Source organism: Acinetobacter baylyi DSM 14961 = CIP 107474, assembly GCF_000368685.1.
Lineage (GTDB): Bacteria > Pseudomonadota > Gammaproteobacteria > Pseudomonadales > Moraxellaceae > Acinetobacter > Acinetobacter baylyi.
Genome location: NZ_KB849628.1, coordinates 516,780 through 533,639, shown reverse-complemented (window position 1 = coordinate 533,639; position 16,860 = coordinate 516,780). Strand labels below are relative to the sequence as shown.

13 protein-coding genes are annotated in these 16,860 nt (G+C 38.7%); 9 read left to right on the top strand and 4 right to left on the bottom strand.

The features are described 5' to 3' along the window. Positions 1-31: 31 nt before the first annotated feature. The gene (locus F952_RS11905) at positions 32-658 is read left to right on the top strand and encodes an HD domain-containing protein (RefSeq protein WP_004927805.1); all 627 of its coding nucleotides are present in this window, start codon (positions 32-34) and stop codon (positions 656-658) included. 64 nt (positions 659-722) lie between these two features. Here the strand turns inward: F952_RS11905 and F952_RS11900 are convergent, their stop codons facing one another. Further along, on the bottom strand, positions 723-3,371 hold the full coding sequence (locus tag F952_RS11900) for a Lon protease family protein (protein WP_004927801.1): 2,649 nt from the start codon (positions 3,369-3,371) through the stop codon (positions 723-725). Positions 3,372-3,527: 156 nt separating this feature from the next. Between F952_RS11900 and F952_RS11895 the strand changes: the two genes are divergently transcribed. The 4 genes from F952_RS11895 to rpmE all read left to right on the top strand — a co-directional run bounded on the left by F952_RS11895 (position 3,528) and on the right by rpmE (position 7,687). After that, a complete protein-coding gene (locus tag F952_RS11895) occupies positions 3,528-5,720 on the top strand; it encodes an AmpG family muropeptide MFS transporter (RefSeq protein WP_004927797.1) in 2,193 nt (730 codons plus the stop codon). A gap of 2 nt (positions 5,721-5,722) precedes the next feature. Then, positions 5,723-6,124: a lactoylglutathione lyase gene (gloA, locus tag F952_RS11890; protein ID WP_004927793.1), complete on the top strand. Its 402-nt coding sequence runs from the start codon at positions 5,723-5,725 to the stop codon at positions 6,122-6,124. A gap of 143 nt (positions 6,125-6,267) precedes the next feature. After that, the gene (locus tag F952_RS11885) at positions 6,268-7,260 is read left to right on the top strand and encodes a bile acid:sodium symporter family protein (RefSeq protein WP_004927790.1); all 993 of its coding nucleotides are present in this window, start codon (positions 6,268-6,270) and stop codon (positions 7,258-7,260) included. 202 nt (positions 7,261-7,462) lie between these two features. Further along, positions 7,463-7,687 carry a 50S ribosomal protein L31 gene (gene rpmE, locus F952_RS11880; protein ID WP_004927788.1) on the top strand — a complete coding sequence of 75 codons (225 nt, stop codon included), beginning with the start codon at positions 7,463-7,465 and terminating at the stop codon, positions 7,685-7,687. Between the two features lie 56 nt (positions 7,688-7,743). On the opposite strand, the gene F952_RS11875 is transcribed toward rpmE, so the two are convergent. Genes F952_RS11875 through epmB form a run of 3 tightly spaced genes read right to left on the bottom strand, consistent with a single transcriptional unit; the run spans position 7,744 to position 12,606 of the window. Then, complete coding sequence (locus F952_RS11875) at positions 7,744-9,825, bottom strand: EAL domain-containing protein (RefSeq protein ID WP_017385045.1); 2,082 nt, start codon at positions 9,823-9,825, stop codon at positions 7,744-7,746. A gap of 36 nt (positions 9,826-9,861) precedes the next feature. Next, positions 9,862-11,571 carry a hypothetical protein gene (locus F952_RS11870; protein WP_004927783.1) on the bottom strand — a complete coding sequence of 570 codons (1,710 nt, stop codon included), beginning with the start codon at positions 11,569-11,571 and terminating at the stop codon, positions 9,862-9,864. A gap of 18 nt (positions 11,572-11,589) precedes the next feature. Beyond that, positions 11,590-12,606, bottom strand: a complete 1,017-nt coding sequence (epmB, locus tag F952_RS11865; RefSeq protein WP_004927781.1) for an EF-P beta-lysylation protein EpmB — start codon at positions 12,604-12,606, stop codon at positions 11,590-11,592. Positions 12,607-12,676: 70 nt separating this feature from the next. Here epmB and efp point away from each other — a divergent pair, with 70 nt between their 5' ends. From efp to F952_RS11845, 4 genes are all read left to right on the top strand, one after another. After that, positions 12,677-13,246, top strand: a complete 570-nt coding sequence (gene efp / locus F952_RS11860) for an elongation factor P (RefSeq protein ID WP_004927779.1) — start codon at positions 12,677-12,679, stop codon at positions 13,244-13,246. A 163-nt stretch (positions 13,247-13,409) separates the two neighbouring features. Then, positions 13,410-15,515 (top strand): carbon starvation CstA family protein, encoded by a 2,106-nt coding sequence (locus F952_RS11855; protein ID WP_004927776.1) that lies wholly within the window; start codon positions 13,410-13,412, stop codon positions 15,513-15,515. After that, positions 15,515-15,817 carry a YbdD/YjiX family protein gene (locus F952_RS11850; RefSeq protein ID WP_004927773.1) on the top strand — a complete coding sequence of 101 codons (303 nt, stop codon included), beginning with the start codon at positions 15,515-15,517 and terminating at the stop codon, positions 15,815-15,817. Before F952_RS11855 ends, F952_RS11850 begins: the two co-directional genes overlap by 1 nt. A gap of 72 nt (positions 15,818-15,889) precedes the next feature. Beyond that, complete coding sequence (locus F952_RS11845) at positions 15,890-16,849, top strand: AAA family ATPase (protein WP_004927772.1); 960 nt, start codon at positions 15,890-15,892, stop codon at positions 16,847-16,849. The last annotated feature ends 11 nt before the right edge of the window (positions 16,850-16,860 follow it).

Here is a 16,860-nt window from a genome sequence, read left to right as displayed (position 1 = left end):
ACTAAGATAGATCTGGGTTGGGGGAGATAAGTTGAGCACTGATATTTTTATACGTTCGTGGTCTCGCCTAGCCAATTTTTTTGACTTTAGCGAAGATAAAAGAAAGCTCATTACTCAATTATTACAGGCTTATGAGCAGCCACAGCGTTATTATCATACCTTACAGCACTTAGGCGAATGTTTGCAGTGGCTTGAGGCTGTTTACCAAGATTTGCAAAACCCTTCAACAGTAGAATTAGCTTTATGGTTTCATGATGTCATTTATGAATCCACTGCAAAAGACAATGAAGAACAAAGTGCAGATTTATTCTGCACATTATTTGAGAATCATTTATCGCCCGAGTTAGTTCAACAGGTATGTTATTGGATTTTATGCACAAAACAGCATCAAAGCACTACAGATCATGATTTAAAAATATTGTTAGATATTGATTTAGCAATTTTGGGTGCATCATCTGCACGTTTTTTTGAATATGAAATACAGATTCAACATGAATATTCTTGGGTTGATTTTAGTATTTATCGATCAAAACGTGCTCAAATTTTAAATGAGTTTTACCAACAAACACCGTTATATCAAACTCATTTTTTTCAAGACAAACTTGAGCAACAAGCCAAACAGAATTTGGAGAATTATCTTAAAATATTAAGGGCTTAAAGTAGAGTCCTTATTTAAGCAGACAGGTCAGTCAAATGGCTGACCTGTCTGTAATACAAGATACTTATTGATGATATCGTTTTGCACGTCGCTTAAGTTTTGGATAAACCGAAACGCTAAGTTCAGGTTGTGCTACATCTTCAGCATCACATACTGACTTTTTGCTATCCGATTTTTCTCTTTTCTTTTTTTTGCGCTTCTTTTTTGGCTCACCTTCTACATCATCTCCATCTTCAATGGCTTGCCAATATTCGAGTTGTTCCATAACCGCAGCATAAATTGATCCTTTACTATAGCGACCTTTTTTGTCTAAGGTTCCTACAGGACGAGCCATCAAAATTTCCAGTGCCTGATCGATAGTTTCAATGGCATGGACATGGAACTGACCAGCTTTAACGGCTTCCATGACATCTTGGCGTAGCATGAGATGTTGCATATTTTGACGCGGAATGATTACGCCTTGTTTGCCTGTCAAACCCTGTAATTTACATGCATCATAGAAACCCTCGATTTTAGCGTTAACGCCGCCAATAGGTTGTACCTGACCCAATTGGTTCATAGAACCTGTAATGGCCCAAGATTGATCAATTGGGAGTTGGCTGATGGCCGAAATCAATGCAGATAATTCAGCAACGGTAGCACTATCACCATCGACCTGACCATAGCTTTGTTCAAATGCCAATGCAGCCGAGAAATGCAAGATTTGTGAACGTCCAAAGTGGGCTTTTAAGAAGCTCGACATCAAAAGTACACCTTTGGCATGTAGTGATCCACCCAGTTCGACACTACGTTCGATGTCTAGAATATCGCCACCGCCCTGATAAACAGACGCAGTTAAGCGAGAGGGTAAACCAAACTCCACATCTGCGTAATGAATTACAGAGAGCGCATTGATCTGCCCAAGACGATGTCCGCGAGTTTCAATGAGTTGCGTACCTCGTGATAGATCTTGCCAGTAAAGTTCTCTCAAATAGCCTAAGCGATATTGACGATGTTGTAAGGCAAGATTGATATGGTGATCTGAAACAATTTTATCGCCTGATTTAAATGCATGATGGTGCGCTTCACGAATTAAATCGCCTAACGTTGATGCATGTAACGAAAGTGAACTTTGGTCTTCAGCTTGACGGCTTGAATCTGTAAGTAACGCAGCAAGTGCAGAACGGTCAAACGGCAGAAGCTTATCAGCCTGAACATAATCAGCAATCAACTGCATATAGGCTTGTTCATTGGTCTCATTACGTTGTAGGGTATCTGTAAAATCTGCGCGAATTTTAAATACACTGCCAAGTTCAGGCTCTACTTCCAGTATCTCGTAATAGATCTCTGGTTCTGCCATCAAAATCACTTTAAGATCAAGCGGTACAGCCGCAGGTTCAATCGAGATACTACCCGTTAACGTTAGCATATGCTCAAGAGAGGAGAGTTTAAGCTGTCCAGATTTAAGCGCACGCTTCAAACCCTGCCATGCATAAGGTTGCTCTAGCAGTTGTTCTGCTTCAAGCATGAGAAAGCCACCATTGGCCTGATGCAAAGAACCTGGACGGATCAACGTGAAATCAGTGGTAATCGTGCCGTTTTGGGTAAGTTGTTCAACATGCCCCAACAAATTGTAATGGGTTGGAAAATCTTCAAAAATAACAGGTGCACCAGAATTTGGCTTATTGGTCACGATGGTATTGGCTTGATAACGCGAAGGCACCCGATTGAATAAAGCAGGTGAGAAGTCATCTTCTTCCTGTTCCAGAATCATTTCTACATTTTGAATAATGTCATCTGCATAATGCTTCAGGTACTCATCCAAACCCTGCACAGTCTTGTGCTTGTTTAGAATCTGTTCCATGCGTGGAATGACTACTTGTTTGGCAATATCACGGTTCAATACTGATACACGATCTCGAGCATCATCTTCAAGTGAACCTAGATGTAATCCAAGACGCTCAAGCTTTTTATCCATATAGCGCATGTTGGCTGCGATTTCAGCGCGCTCTTTGCTGCTTAGTGCTTCAATTTCATTTTGTGTCATTTCATGAACCTGATCATCTTTTAAATGAACAGGAACAAAACAATGCTCTTCATTGCGTGAAATGAGTTTTAAATCAAGCTCTTCACCTTCTTTGGTGAGTTCAACTAACGCTTCTTGCTGCTCTTGTCCAGTTTCCTGACGAATCTGTTCAATACGGTTATGATAGGTTTCTGCAGTAAAACGGCGCTCAAGCTGCTTTAAAATCGTTTGCCACGCCTGATGTAACGTATTTTGAAATTTTGGTCCACTACCCGCAGGAAATCTTAACGCGAGTGGCTGCCGTGCATTTTTGAAATTATTGACATACACCCAATCGTCTGGGGTAGGCATGCTTTTCGCATGTTGTTGGAGTAAGCGCTTAATCATGGTGCGCTTACCTAGGCCTGCTGTACCTACAGCAAAGATATTATAGCCCGAATAAGGCAGGGAAATACCTGCCTCAACAGAGGCTTTCGCACGATCCTGACCTAAAAAGTTATTCAGTGGCTTAATGCGTTTGGTTGAAGATGGGATATCCTCAAGTTGTGGAATATGTGTCAGCTTTTCAGGTTGAAGTGCTGTTTTCTCTAAAGTACTCTGAATCTCAGTTTGCTCGAATGCGGATGGAAGGGTATTGGTTTTTAGGGTATTTGCTGTTGTAGTGGTTGAAGATAAAGTTGATGCCATTTGATCGAGTCTTTGGGTCACAGGTGAAATCCAAAAAATAAACAGAGTTGAGTTTTAAAGGTATACAGGTTTGACCTAAAAGATCAAGCTTTGATGCTGTTTTTATCGACAAAAATAAACAGCTTTGCATAAACAATATTGAAACCTTGCCAATAAAGAGATTGAATAGGCGCCTAGATGAAAATTTCGGAAAATAATAATCGGATGGCTACACAAACTACAGGATGGAAAGCTGCATTTCAGGCTTTTCTCGATCGACGTGCTTTGATCATGCTGTTTCTGGGATTTTCGGCAGGTATTCCTATTTTGCTGATTTTCTCAAGTCTATCTTTGTGGCTAGGTGAAGCAGGTATTGATAAAAGTGCAGTCACCTTTTTTAGCTGGGCTGCTTTGGGTTATTCATTCAAATTTGTTTGGGCACCTTTGATTGATGAATTGCCTGTTCCTTTTTTAACTAAAATCTTAGGGCGTCGTCGGGCGTGGTTGCTCATTGCGCAAATATTAATCGTCAGTGCTATCAGTATTATGGCATTTTCAGACCCTGCACTTGGACAAGCTTATCTGATTCAAATGGCTGTAGGGGCCGTACTCTTGGGTTTCTCTGCTGCAACACAAGATATTGTGATTGATGCTTACCGAATTGAACTTGCAGAAACCCAAATGCAAACCGTACTGGCAGCAACATATAACGCTGGTTATCGGATTGGTATGATCATTGCAGGCGCGGGTGCATTGTTTCTTGCCGCTTATCTTGGTACTGCAAAAGGCAATTATATTTATGAAGCCTGGAAATATACCTATCTGGCGATGGCAGCTGTCATGTTGGTTGGGATTATCACAACGCTGGTTGTGCGTGAACCTAAAGTAGATCGGGTTTATAAAAATTATCAGCGTCGTGATTATTTTCGTTTAGTCGCTGTATTTTTTGTTGCAGTCTTTAGTTTTGTGGTGAGTTATATTTACTCTGGAAATATTACCGCTAAAGCGAGTGAATATTTTGTAATAAAAGACAATATTTTACTATTTTTACTCGAAGTAATTCGCTTCTTATTTGCTACAGGCGTAGCACTTGGAGTAGGCACATGTTTAGTACGTTTGGGTGTTGTCAATAAACAAATGGCAAAAGAAACGTGGATAAGTCCCGTTTTAGATTTTTTCCAGCGTTATGGAACCAAACTTGCTTTGGTCTTACTGTTGCTCATTGGTTTCTATCGAATTTCAGACATTATTGCAGGCGTTATTTCCAATGTTTTTTATCAAGATCTCAACTTTACTAAAGAGCAGATTGCAGAAGCAGTCAAAGTATATGGCGTTATTTTTAGTTTGTTAGGTGGTTTCATCGGTGGTTTATTGGCACAGCGCATGAACATTATGAAGTTAATGTTTTTAGGTGCCGTACTTGCAAGCTCCACCAATCTTATTTTTATTGGTCTTGTAAAGTCGGGTAAGCCACTTGAACAGGTACAGGTCAATATCGGTCAGCAGCATTATCAGGTTGATACAGATGAAGTCGGCTACTGGACATTGAAGGTACCTGCACAAAACTTAAAAGATGCGCAAAATATTAATGTAGTTGCGGCTTATCAGAATCATCAAACGCCTATTTCGGTTTCAATGCCTTATTTGGTGGCAAATACAGCACAACCATTAATGCAGCTTTTGCCCGTAACTAGCCAAAACAAAATTACAATCGATCAAGCAAAAGAAAACATGGTGGTTAAAGGCCAATATTTTGGCAAGCCTTTGACCGAGACACAAAAAATTGTAGTCGACCTTGATGGAAAAACGTTTGATGCCAAACTTGATAACAATGGCGTGTTTAGCGCCGTTATTCCTGCCAAACAACTGATTACATCTCGGTCAAAACAGTTAAATGCCAGTTTACTTGAAGGGCAACAGCATATTTTAAAGACTTCTCATCGTTATATGACTGCTACTCATTCAGCTACGATTCAGGATCTTGATCTAAATGTGGAACCAATAGCATTAGTCGATCAAAATTCACAGCAAACTATTGAGATCAAAGGTAAAGTCATTAAGCCTTATAGTTCAAAATGGTTATATTTTGCAATTGTGATCGATAACATGGCTTCTGGGCTGGCTGGTGCAGCATTTATTGCCTTTTTATCCAGTTTGACCAGTGTATCCTTCACCGCGGTACAATATGCGATCTTTAGTTCATTAATGACCCTGACACCGAAGTTACTGGGCGGATATTCTGGAACAATTGTTACTCATATTGGTTATCCAAACTTTTTTCTAATGACCACACTCATTGGAATTCCAATTTTAGTGCTTGTTCTTTGGGTTGCAAAATTACTTAAGGAACATGAGGCTAAACAGACAAGTATTAACAAGACAGGTGATTAATCATGCGAATGCTGCATACAATGTTGCGAGTAGGCAATTTAGAACAATCAATCAAGTTCTATACTGAAGTCTTAGGTATGACATTACTTCGTAAACGTGATTATGAGGAAGGCCGCTTTACTTTAGCATTTGTTGGCTATGGTCAAGAATCCGATCATACAGTACTCGAACTTACACATAACTGGGATACTTCAAGTTATGACCTAGGAAATGGATATGGTCATATCGCGATTGGTGTTGAAGATGCCTACAAAGCATGCGATCTGATTAAAGAACGTGGCGGTAATGTCGTTCGTGAAGCGGGCCCAATGAAAGGTGGCGTGACTGTTATTGCATTTGTTGAAGATCCAGATGGCTACAAAATTGAGCTGATTCAACAAGATGAAAATGCACGTAATAATTGATTTTAAAGTAAAAGTTTTTAAATAAATACCCAACATTTTATTTAAAAACTGGATTTATTTAATCAAACCAGTAACATACGATTTACCATGCAGTAAATTGCTTGTTACTGGTTTTTTATAATTTACAAACAGGATGTTCATCCATGCTGAAGTTACTTGCCTTGGACCGCTTTACCATATTGCTGGTATGTATGGTTTTATTGGCCTCTTTTTTGCCTATTCACGGGCACGCGGCTGATGTGTTTGGCGTAATTACCAATATAGCGATAGCCATCCTCTTTTTTTTACACGGTGCAAAGTTATCTCGCGAAGCTATCGTTGAAGGAGTTCTTCACTGGCGTTTACATAGTGTAGTCTTTGCATTTACCTTTATCGTGTTTCCTGTGGTTGGTTTGTTGGCAAAGCCTGTGTTATTACCTCTTTTAGGGCAAGAGCTATACTGGGGTTTCCTGTTTATGTGCTTTTTACCATCGACAGTTCAGTCTTCAATTGCATTTACTTCAGTTGCGAAAGGAAATGTTGCTGCTGCCGTATGCAGTGCATCTTTTTCTAATCTAATTGGTATGTTCATTACGCCAATTATGGTGAGTTTATTCATTTTTGGCCATTCAAAACATGATTACGACCCAACATCATCAATCATTCAAATCACTTTATTATTACTGGTACCGTTTATTTTAGGACAATTGTTACGTCCCTATATTTTTCCTTTAATGGCGAAGGTTCCAAGTATTGTTAAAGCATTTGATCAGGGAACCATTTTGATGGTGGTATATAGTGCATTTAGTAGTGCTGTAGTTGCTGGTCTTTGGCATCAGGTCGGTGTAAGTACGCTGATTTACTTGGTTTTATCTTGTTCTGTGCTTTTAACGATTATTATGGTTTTAGCATTTTATGTTTCAAAGCTCTTGGGATTTTCACGGGCAGATCAGATTGCAATTTTCTTTTGTGGATCGAAAAAAACCTTAGCCAGTGGTGTGCCTATGGCACAAATTTTATTCATAGGTCAGCCTTTGGGAATGATTGTATTACCAATTATGATTTTTCATCAAATTCAGCTCATGACTTGCGGAATCATTGCAAACTATTTGGCGAAACAATACAAACAGGAGAATACCATTATTCGGCCTGAATAATATTTCGCAATTTTAAATGGATTCGTGTATAATAGTTCCCACTTGTTGTGCTTAGCTCTGGCATTTATGTCTCGGTGGGCCAAAAGAATGGTCTGTTGTCGTGTTTATCTGCTGATTTTTCAGCCATTTTCCTCAATCAAGCATTGAGAGTGATAAATTGCGATGACAGCTTAAGCCTTTCTTCAATTAGGAGTAATCGACGATGCGCGCCGATATTCACCCAAAATATCAAACTTTAGTTGCTACTTGCTCATGCGGCAACGTAATCGAAACTCGCTCTGCTTTAGGTAAAGAAACTCTTTATCTTGACGTATGTTCAGCTTGCCACCCATTCTATACTGGTAAACAAAAGAATGTAGATACTGGTGGTCGTATCGACAAATTCAAGCAACGCTTTTCTGGTATGTCACGTTCTATCAAACGTTAATACCCAAAAGTATAAAAACGGGCGAAAGCCCGTTTTTTTTGTCTGGAGTTCAATGGTTATTGATCCTGCACATCAACAAGACGGTCTAATTTACCTTGAAAATAACTCCCTTTTAGGTAACGAGTACTTACATTCCAGGCATTGGCAAAAATATTAACGTCATTTAACTCAGGCAAAATCATTTCAACTGATTTAGATGCTTTAAAGCTATCGATCTTCTGTTGCAACTCCTGAAGTTGATTTTCTTGATGAAGTAAAGCACTTAATTGATGATGCAATTGTAGGTAATCAACCTCAATTTGATGCAAAAAGACAGGACTACTGGCATTTACACCAAAATCTCGCACTGAGATAAGAACACCCTTTTGATGTAGTTGACGAATTTGTTGTTGAGCATTGGCAAGATTTTGCATAAAAGCTGCTTCTGAGAACTGTAAGATAACAGGATATTTTTCCTGACTTCTTAGAATATTTAGAAGCTGCTCTATCAATTTATCCAGTTGTGGAAGTTTTAGAATATGTTCACTTAAATTAATAATAAGTTTGGCAGATGGATATTGATTGATAAATTGTTTAAGTTGTTTGGTCGCTGTTTCAAGTGTAAAGCGATCTATTTGTAATATCAGATCAATGTGATTATCTAGTCCAGCTTGATCATCTAAACAATGCCAATGTTCTTGATCATAATAACCTCTTGTAACTTCGTAAATATAAAGATTTTGATCTTGTTTATCATAGAGTTGTTGATATTTTAATACGATATTTCCCTGATTAAATTTTTGTTTAATCAGATCAGCCATAGCTGTAAACGGTTCAATAGGCTTTTGCTCTGTTTTTAGCTTTACATTGGGTATGGCAAAGCTTTGAACAGGTTGTTTGTCTTTGTATGGAAGTACTTGATGTAAGGCTTTATTGAGATAGTTTTCTAGGCTCTCTTCACTTTCAATCATGCTCGGAATCAAGCTATAACCTGATTTGAGCTCAACTTTAAAATCTAGCTCATGTAATGAACATGGAAATTTTTCTGAAATACGTTGCCCAAGTTGCATCAGTTGGGTACGTAATGCTTCAATTGAAGATGCTTGAAAAATAGTCAGATAACTGCCATTTTCTAGTTTTCTGAGTGGACAGTCAGATTGGAACGCGTTTAATTCTGTTTCAAGTTCAGAAAAGAACTGTTTAATCTGATGCCAATCGTAATTAAAGAGTTGCTGATAATTGAAAAGTGGCATAAATAAAACAAGACTATTTAGCTTTGCCTGAGTTATTTTTAAATGCTGATTCACCGAGTCGACTAAATCAGTTTCAAGCTGTTTTTCAAGAGTTGAATCTTCAAGTTGTAATACGGGAAGATTGAGTTGTTCGACATCACAATCAATCGTAAGCTGTATGGTTTCTGCATCATCATGCGGTAAAAAGTTAATTTTCAATGGATTTGAAGATGCAACAGCAGGATTCTTTGAGATCATGTCCAAACGGTTCTTTTCAAGATGGCCCAGACTGATCTTTTTAAATGCTTGTTTAAATTCGGCGACGTTTTCAGGTTGTAAAATATCTAGAAGTGGAATGCCAATCAGATCATCTTGATCTTGTAGTTGAAATAACGCCAGATATTCAGCATTTGCCTGAATGTGAATCCCTTCTTCAATGATAGCAACTGCTTTTCTGCTTTGTTTAACCAGTGATTGGGTTCTGGAGTGGGCTTCTTTCAGTGCATGATTTAACTGTTGTTCTGTTTGTAAAAGCTTACTGTAAGTATATGCACGCGCAATGATAATATAAAATGCTTCATGATGAGTCAGGTCAAGAAAATCATAAATGCCTTTTTGAACAAAATCGATTTGAATAGCAGGGGAAAGCTGCTCAAAGTCCAGTAATAAGATGGGAAGTTGTCGCGTTGGAGTTTGATGAACCAGTGAAATGGTATGTGTCAGTTCTAAATCGTAAGCACGACCAAAAATAATGATATCCCAAGATTGTTTTAACTGTTTTTCAAAACTAACCAGATCATCAAGTAAAACAGCATGAACGTTGTAATCTTTTGCAGAAAGCAGATCAATCACCTGATTGTAACGTAGCTGATTATCATCAATAAAAAGTACACGTATTTCTGAACGCTTTATTTTTTTTGCTAGCAACCCGTTTCTCACTTTAATTTATCCCTTCACTTTTGGCTAGTTACCTCTGCTTTGGCTTATCATAACGTTTTTAAGCATATTTTTTTGCAGTTCATCGAATAATTCAAACTCAAACTGTATAAAACTTTGAGTAATAAGTTGTGTTTTGAGTAAATAAAGCTCAAATTTTTGCTGATCGACATAAATACTAATAGATTGCTGTTGTTCATGGCTTGTAATGTTGGGGCTGACAAGAGACATATGGCCGTGATCTAAATGTAGACTTTGAAGTAATAAACCAGGCTGTAAAACGGGTATTTGTTGATTTGATACCTCTTGAATGAGTAAAGTGCAAGGTAAAATATTCTTACTCAGAATTTCTAAACCCATCTCAAGATTTTTTTCTGAGGATTGTTTAATCCATCGAATTACACCGCCACGCCATGAGCTATGAGTACCTTCTTTAACCAGAATAAATTCGCCTGTCTTTAAATTTTTAGGAACCTCATCGGACCATTTAATACGATAACCACTGACACTCATATCCAGAATATGAGATTGATAAATTCTTTTTGCTTCACGTGAAAGTCGTGCTGATGCCTGAAAAAAAGAAGAATCAACTTTAATTCGATCTTGAGTTTCATAAAAACTGGATAATTCGCTATGAGGTAAGCTATCAGTAAAATTTTTATGACGTGAAATATAATAATGTGCTGTCGTGATACCAAAACAAATATGAAGTTGGCCTGATGATTCAAAACGCTCGTGACGCCGTTCACCTATACTCCCTAAAATATTTTGTACATGAAATTTTAGAGCTGGTGTTAGATATTGCCTTTCTACGGGAGATAAATAATCATCTGTTTTGTGCAAAGTTGCGGTGATGTGCTCCAGCAAAGGCTGTGTAGAAATAAAAAAATCTGGATCGAGATGAGGATACTGTTTTTTATTATAAGTGGGTGCTTGGTCGATTTTCTTATCAATCACATATTTTGATGTTTGAGTTTCTTTGAATTCAATATCTAAGAGCTTAGCCCATTCAAAACTGCACTGATAAAGAGCTCGTATTTCGGATTGGCGAATCTGATTGGTATTTAAAATATGTAACAAAATAAGTTGCTGATAAAGTAGCGATATATTTTTTAACGTGTAATGAACGCCTTGTAGCTGATTAATATTTTGATGCTCAATCCTGTTTTTTTGTGCGATGTCAAAAAGCCAGTGGATACGTTGCCATTGACCATACACAGGTTGACTGTAGAGCATATGTTGTTGATATAAGAGCTGGGTAAATTGTTGCATGGCATAATAAATTGCCAGTGTCTGTGCGACTTTTAAATTTTTCTTATGATGAAATCTAAATAATGAGAATTTTTGCTGCCGAAGTTGTTCAGCGCTGCATTTGACGATGATAATATATGCATGAGCAAAATAAGTACGTAGTTGGAAAGCCAGTTCAATAATATGTTCGTTACGATCACTATGAATCAGACCCTGATTAAAAAAATGCTCTTCCAGATGTCGTAGTACATGTTCAAACTGCGGCTGAAGAATTTGTAATAGGTCGAAGCGCAAAGTCTCTGAGCATTCAAGCTCACTAATTTCAATCAATGCCTCAAATAAAGCTTGAGCAGTATCTCCTAATTGCAGTAAAGATAAAGACTGCACCCATTCAGTCATTGATTGTGTATTGGTGTGAGCAAAACTCAACTCTTTGCGATTTAAATTAATCGGCTGGTGCAGAATATCTGTTAATGCTTTATTCATTGATGATTAAAATTCTATTTAAAAAGTGAGTTTGCCAAATAGCGGTGTTTTATTTTTTTCACCCGCAATTTCCCTGACAAGTTTTGGAACCAGATAGCCTGGAAGCCCCGCCAGAACTTCTTTATAAAGGCTATCAACTTTTGATGATTCTAAATCAAAATGTTGTGCGCCTTTTACTTTATCCAATACGTGTAAATAATAGGGCATTACACGGGCATCAAACAACCGTTGACTTAATTCGATTAAAGTCTGTGCTGAATCATTAACCCCTTTAAGTAAAACTGCTTGATTGAATACAGTCACATTGCGAAGACTTAATTTATGTAATTGGTTACAAGTAAAGTCGTCTAATTCAGCAGCATGGTTGGAGTGTACCACCATGATTATACGCAGCCTACTGTTTTCTAACAAAGAAAGTAGTTCCTCATCAATTCGATTGGGAATCACGATTGGTACGCGTGAGTGAATCCGTAAAATTTTAACTTGTGGTAGAGACTCAAGTCTTTCGATCCATATTTTTAACTTATGATTGGTCAAGGTGAGCGGGTCACCACCACTTAAAATGACTTCATTGATTAATGGATGTTGTTGAATATAATTCTGAATTTGAGGCCAATCATTGTTCTTAGGCAAATTTTCCTGATAAGGAAAGTGTCGGCGAAAACAATAGCGACAATGTACTGCACAAGCCCCAGTTAAGGTCAATAAAAACCGCGATTGATATTTATGTAACACGCCTGGAAGCTGGTTTGCCTCTTCTTCGCCTAATGGATCGGTCACAAACTCAGGATGATCCTCAAGTTCGAGATGATGAGGAAGAACTTGCAAGAGTAAAGGATCGAACGGATCTGCTTTCTGCATTTTATTGACAAATGCACGTGGCACTCTTAGCTTGAAAGTGTCAGACGCTAAAATAGCCCCTGATAATAACTGTTCAGAAGAGATGTCTAACTGATCAAGTAACTCAAAAGGATCGATGATTAGATCACTGAGTTGCGATTGCCAGTTTTGCTCTTGATATAAATAGTTTATCATGCGACACGGAAAAAATAATGCTAGTCTAGCATTAATACATTTAAGTTAGTAAGTTTGGAGTGTGCCAGTCATGGCCAGTTATTCTACAAATGAATTCAAGCAAGGCCTTAAGGTCATGCTTGACGGTAACCCATGTTCAATCATGGAAAATGAATATGTTAAGCCTGGTAAGGGTCAAGCATTCAACCGTGTAAAACTTCGTAACCTTAAAACAGGTAAAGTTTTAGAAAAAACATTTAAATCTGGTGATTCACTAGAAGCAGCTGACATTGTAGAAGTAGAAATGGACTACCTTTACAACGATGGCGAGCTTTGGAACTTTATGGATCCTGTAACTTTTGAGCAAATTGCTGCAGATAAAGTTGCCATGGGTGATGCCGCAAAATGGTTGAAAGATGACTCAAACGAAAAATGTAGCATTATGCTGTTTAATGGTGTGCCATTAAATGTAAGTGCCCCAAATTTTGTGGTCTTGAAAATTGTTGAAACTGATCCAGGTGTTCGTGGAGATACTTCTGGCGGTGGCGGCAAGCCTGCAAAACTTGAAACAGGTGCGGTTGTTCGTGTTCCGTTATTTGTTCAGCAAGAAGATAGCGTTCGCGTAGACACTCGTACGGGTGAATATTTAGAACGTGCATAATAGCCAAATAATAGACTATTATGGAAGGGTGATAAATAATCACCCTTTTTTTATGCCAAAGTCGTAGAGGAATATAACAAAATAAGGAGTAAAGTCACTTAGTTACACATTTAATAATAAGTTTTCTAAAGGGCTTTTAGTGGTTCAATGAATGAGGTTATAAATGGATAAAATTCAAAGGAAATCGACCCTCAGTTCAAAACTAGGTTGGAGTATAGTCGCCATTATTGGCGCAGTATCATTTGGAATACTCGCAGTAAGTCGAGGCGAGCACGTCAATGCAGTGTGGTTGGTTCTAGCTGCTATCTGTGTTTACAGTATTGCATATCGTTTTTATAGTTTGTTTATTGCAACAAAGGTATTTGAGTTAAATTCGAGACGTTTAACGCCTGCACATCGTTTGGCCGATGGTCTAGATTATGTGCCAACAAATAAATACGTTCTATTTGGACATCATTTCGCAGCAATTGCTGGCGCTGGGCCACTAGTCGGACCAATTCTGGCAGCGCAAATGGGCTATTTACCTGGTACGATCTGGCTTCTGGTCGGGGTTGTACTAGCGGGCGCTGTTCAAGACTTTTTAGTGCTATTTATTTCAACTCGTCGTGATGGACGCTCATTGGGAGAAATGGCAAAACAGGAGCTTGGCTCATTTGCTGGAATTGTGGTAATGCTTGGTGCGTTGGGGGTGATGGTCATCATTCTGGCAGTATTGGCACTTGTTGTGGTTAAGGCATTGGCACACAGTCCGTGGGGTGTGTTTAGTATTGCTGCCACAATTCCAATTGCACTCTTTATGGGTGTGTATATGCGTTATTTACGCCCAGGCAAGATTGCAGAAGTCTCCATCATTGGCTTTGTACTGATGATGCTGGCCATTGTGTATGGTGGACACATTGCAGCCGATCCATATTGGGGACCTTTCTTCACCCTGACAGGCACGCAGCTTACTTGGTGCTTGATTATCTATGGTTTTATTGCATCTGTTTTACCCGTTTGGTTGCTACTTGCACCACGTGACTATTTATCAACGTTCTTAAAAATTGGTGTAATTGCTGGTCTGGCAATCGGGATTATGGTGGCATTACCAGAACTCAAAATGCCAGCCGTTACACATTTTATTGATGGTACAGGGCCAGTATTCTCTGGAAGTTTATTTCCATTTCTGTTTATTACCATTGCTTGTGGTGCAATCTCTGGTTTCCATGCTTTGGTATCAAGTGGCACCACACCTAAACTGGTCGATAACGAAGTTAACATTCGTATGATTGGTTACGGTGGCATGTTAATGGAGTCCTTTGTTGCGATCATGGCTATGATCTGTGCAACTGTACTTGATCCAGGTGTATATTTTGCAATCAACGCACCAGCAGCAGTATTAGGTACAAGCGTTGAAACTGCGGCTGAGGCAGTACGTAATTTGGGCTTTGTAGTCACACCTGAAGCATTAACTTTACTTGCTCAAGAAGTGGGTGAGTCAACCATTTTGTCCCGCACAGGTGGTGCACCTACTTTTGCAATTGGTATGGCGCACATCATCTCTGAGATTTTCAATAATCGCTCTATGATGGCATTTTGGTATCACTTTGCGATCTTATTTGAAGCTTTATTCATCTTGACTGCTGTTGACGCGGGTACCCGTGCTTGTCGTTTCATGGTTCAAGATACTGTCGGAATTGTGGTTCCTGCAATCAAAAAATCAGGTTCTTTTGTCGGTAATATCATTGGCACCGCTGTTGCAGTAGGTGGTTGGGGCTTCTTCGTTTATCAAGGCGTCGTTGATCCACTCGGTGGTATTAACTCGTTGTGGCCACTCTTCGGTGTAGGTAACCAAATGTTGGCTGCCATGGCACTGATTCTGGGAACTGTCATCTTGTTTAAGATGAAAAAAGAAAAATACGTTTGGGTTACAATTATTCCAACCATTTTCTTGCTTGTGACCTGTATGACGGCTGGCTGGCAGAAAATCTTTCATGAGAATCCTAAAATTGGTTTCTTGGCACAGGCTAATCGTTTTTCCGATGCAATTGCTCGTGGTGAAATCTTAAAACCAGCGAAAACTTTAGCTGAGATGCAGACGGTTGTGTTATCTAATCAGATTAATGCAGTACTTTGTGGTTTCTTTATGATTGTAGCAATTGTGATGGTGATTGCATCATTTGGTGTGGTGCGCCGTGCTTTGGCGAGCAAAGTGCCGACAGTTAATGAAGCGCCTGCAATTTATGAAGATCCTGAGATAGTTGTATCACCAAGTTCACAAGGAAAATAATGATGGAATTAAAAATTGCAAAAAATGGCCGTTCTATTATTGTTAAAATCATTAAAATGACCATTATGTCGCAGAAAGACCTCTTGTTATCACCTAAGAACTGGTCACGTATCGCAACTCTATTTAAGCGATTACAGCAAAGTTTCCGTCTGATGGTTGGTGTACCAGACTATGAGACTTACCTTGAACATATGAAAACGCATCATCCAGAACTGACTCCTATGGATACCAAAACATTTTATCGCCATTGTGTAGATTCACGTTATCCATCGAGCGGTAATATGAAGAAGTGTCCATGCTGATTTGATTTCTTTAGAAAAAATGCAAAACGGTGTATGTTGATTCATATGCCGTTTTTTATTTGAGGGATTGTGATGTGGAATAAGAAGGAAACGAAAGCACATTCCAATAATCAAGATATGCAAAAAGTTGAGGAATTGATATTTCGTTACTCTGCTCAAATTGAGCTATTTTTACAAGAAATTAATGTCTTGATATTAGATAAAGAGCAGCAAACCAAGCTTGCCTTAGCATGTTTACTTGCAGGTGGCCATGTTCTATTTGAAGATTTACCAGGCTTGGGGAAAACCACACTAGCAAGCGCTTTGTCACGTTTAGCGGGACTTAATTTTGGTCGTATTCAGTTTACGAACGATATGCTGGCCAGTGATGTGCTTGGCATTAATATGTTTAATCAGAAAGATCATGTGTTTGAGTTTAAACGTGGACCGATTTTTACTCAGATTCTTCTTGCAGATGAAATTAATCGTTGTAGTCCCAAAACCCAAAGTGCTTTGCTTGAGGCAATGGAAGAGGGGGCTGTGACGGTAGATGGTGTCCGATATGTATTGCCACAACCTTTTTGGGTCATTGCGACACAAAATCCTCTCTTTCAAAGTGGTACTTATGCATTGCCAGAATCACAGCTTGACCGTTTTTTGATGCGGTTATCACTTGGCTATCCATCCCGCAGTGCAGAAAAGCGCCTTTTGTTGCAAGAATCCAGACAAGAACTTATTGCTCAAATTCAACCAGTTTTTAATGCTACAGAAATTATTGAATTACAACAGTGGATCAAACAGGTTTATTTGAGTGAAGCTGTGCTGGAATATTTACTTAATCTTGCTGAACAAACGCGTACACAGAAACATGGGTTATCTACCCGTGGCGTATTGGCCATAAAAATTGCTGCACAAGCCTATGCTTTTATTGAAAAACGCAGTTATGTCATTACAGATGATATACAACGTGTATTCGTTGCTGTGACAGCACATCGAATGAACGTAACAGACAAAGATGCATTCAAACAATTGGAAATGGTAGAGGTACTCTAGATGGGAGCCAA

What these genes read in the sequence shown, in the direction of transcription:
- efp (WP_004927779.1), top strand. Translation starts at nt 12,677, where the DNA reads ATGGCCAGTTATTCTACAAATGAATTCAAGCAAGGCCTTAAGGTCATG.
- rpmE (WP_004927788.1), top strand. Translation starts at nt 7,463, where the DNA reads ATGCGCGCCGATATTCACCCAAAATATCAAACTTTAGTTGCTACTTGC.
- gloA (WP_004927793.1), top strand. Translation starts at nt 5,723, where the DNA reads ATGCGAATGCTGCATACAATGTTGCGAGTAGGCAATTTAGAACAATCA.
- F952_RS11870 (WP_004927783.1), bottom strand. Translation starts at nt 11,571, where the DNA reads ATGAATAAAGCATTAACAGATATTCTGCACCAGCCGATTAATTTAAAT.
- F952_RS11850 (WP_004927773.1), top strand. Translation starts at nt 15,515, where the DNA reads ATGATGGAATTAAAAATTGCAAAAAATGGCCGTTCTATTATTGTTAAA.
- F952_RS11855 (WP_004927776.1), top strand. Translation starts at nt 13,410, where the DNA reads ATGGATAAAATTCAAAGGAAATCGACCCTCAGTTCAAAACTAGGTTGG.
- epmB (WP_004927781.1), bottom strand. Translation starts at nt 12,606, where the DNA reads ATGATAAACTATTTATATCAAGAGCAAAACTGGCAATCGCAACTCAGT.
- F952_RS11895 (WP_004927797.1), top strand. Translation starts at nt 3,528, where the DNA reads ATGAAAATTTCGGAAAATAATAATCGGATGGCTACACAAACTACAGGA.
- F952_RS11885 (WP_004927790.1), top strand. Translation starts at nt 6,268, where the DNA reads ATGCTGAAGTTACTTGCCTTGGACCGCTTTACCATATTGCTGGTATGT.
- F952_RS11845 (WP_004927772.1), top strand. Translation starts at nt 15,890, where the DNA reads ATGTGGAATAAGAAGGAAACGAAAGCACATTCCAATAATCAAGATATG.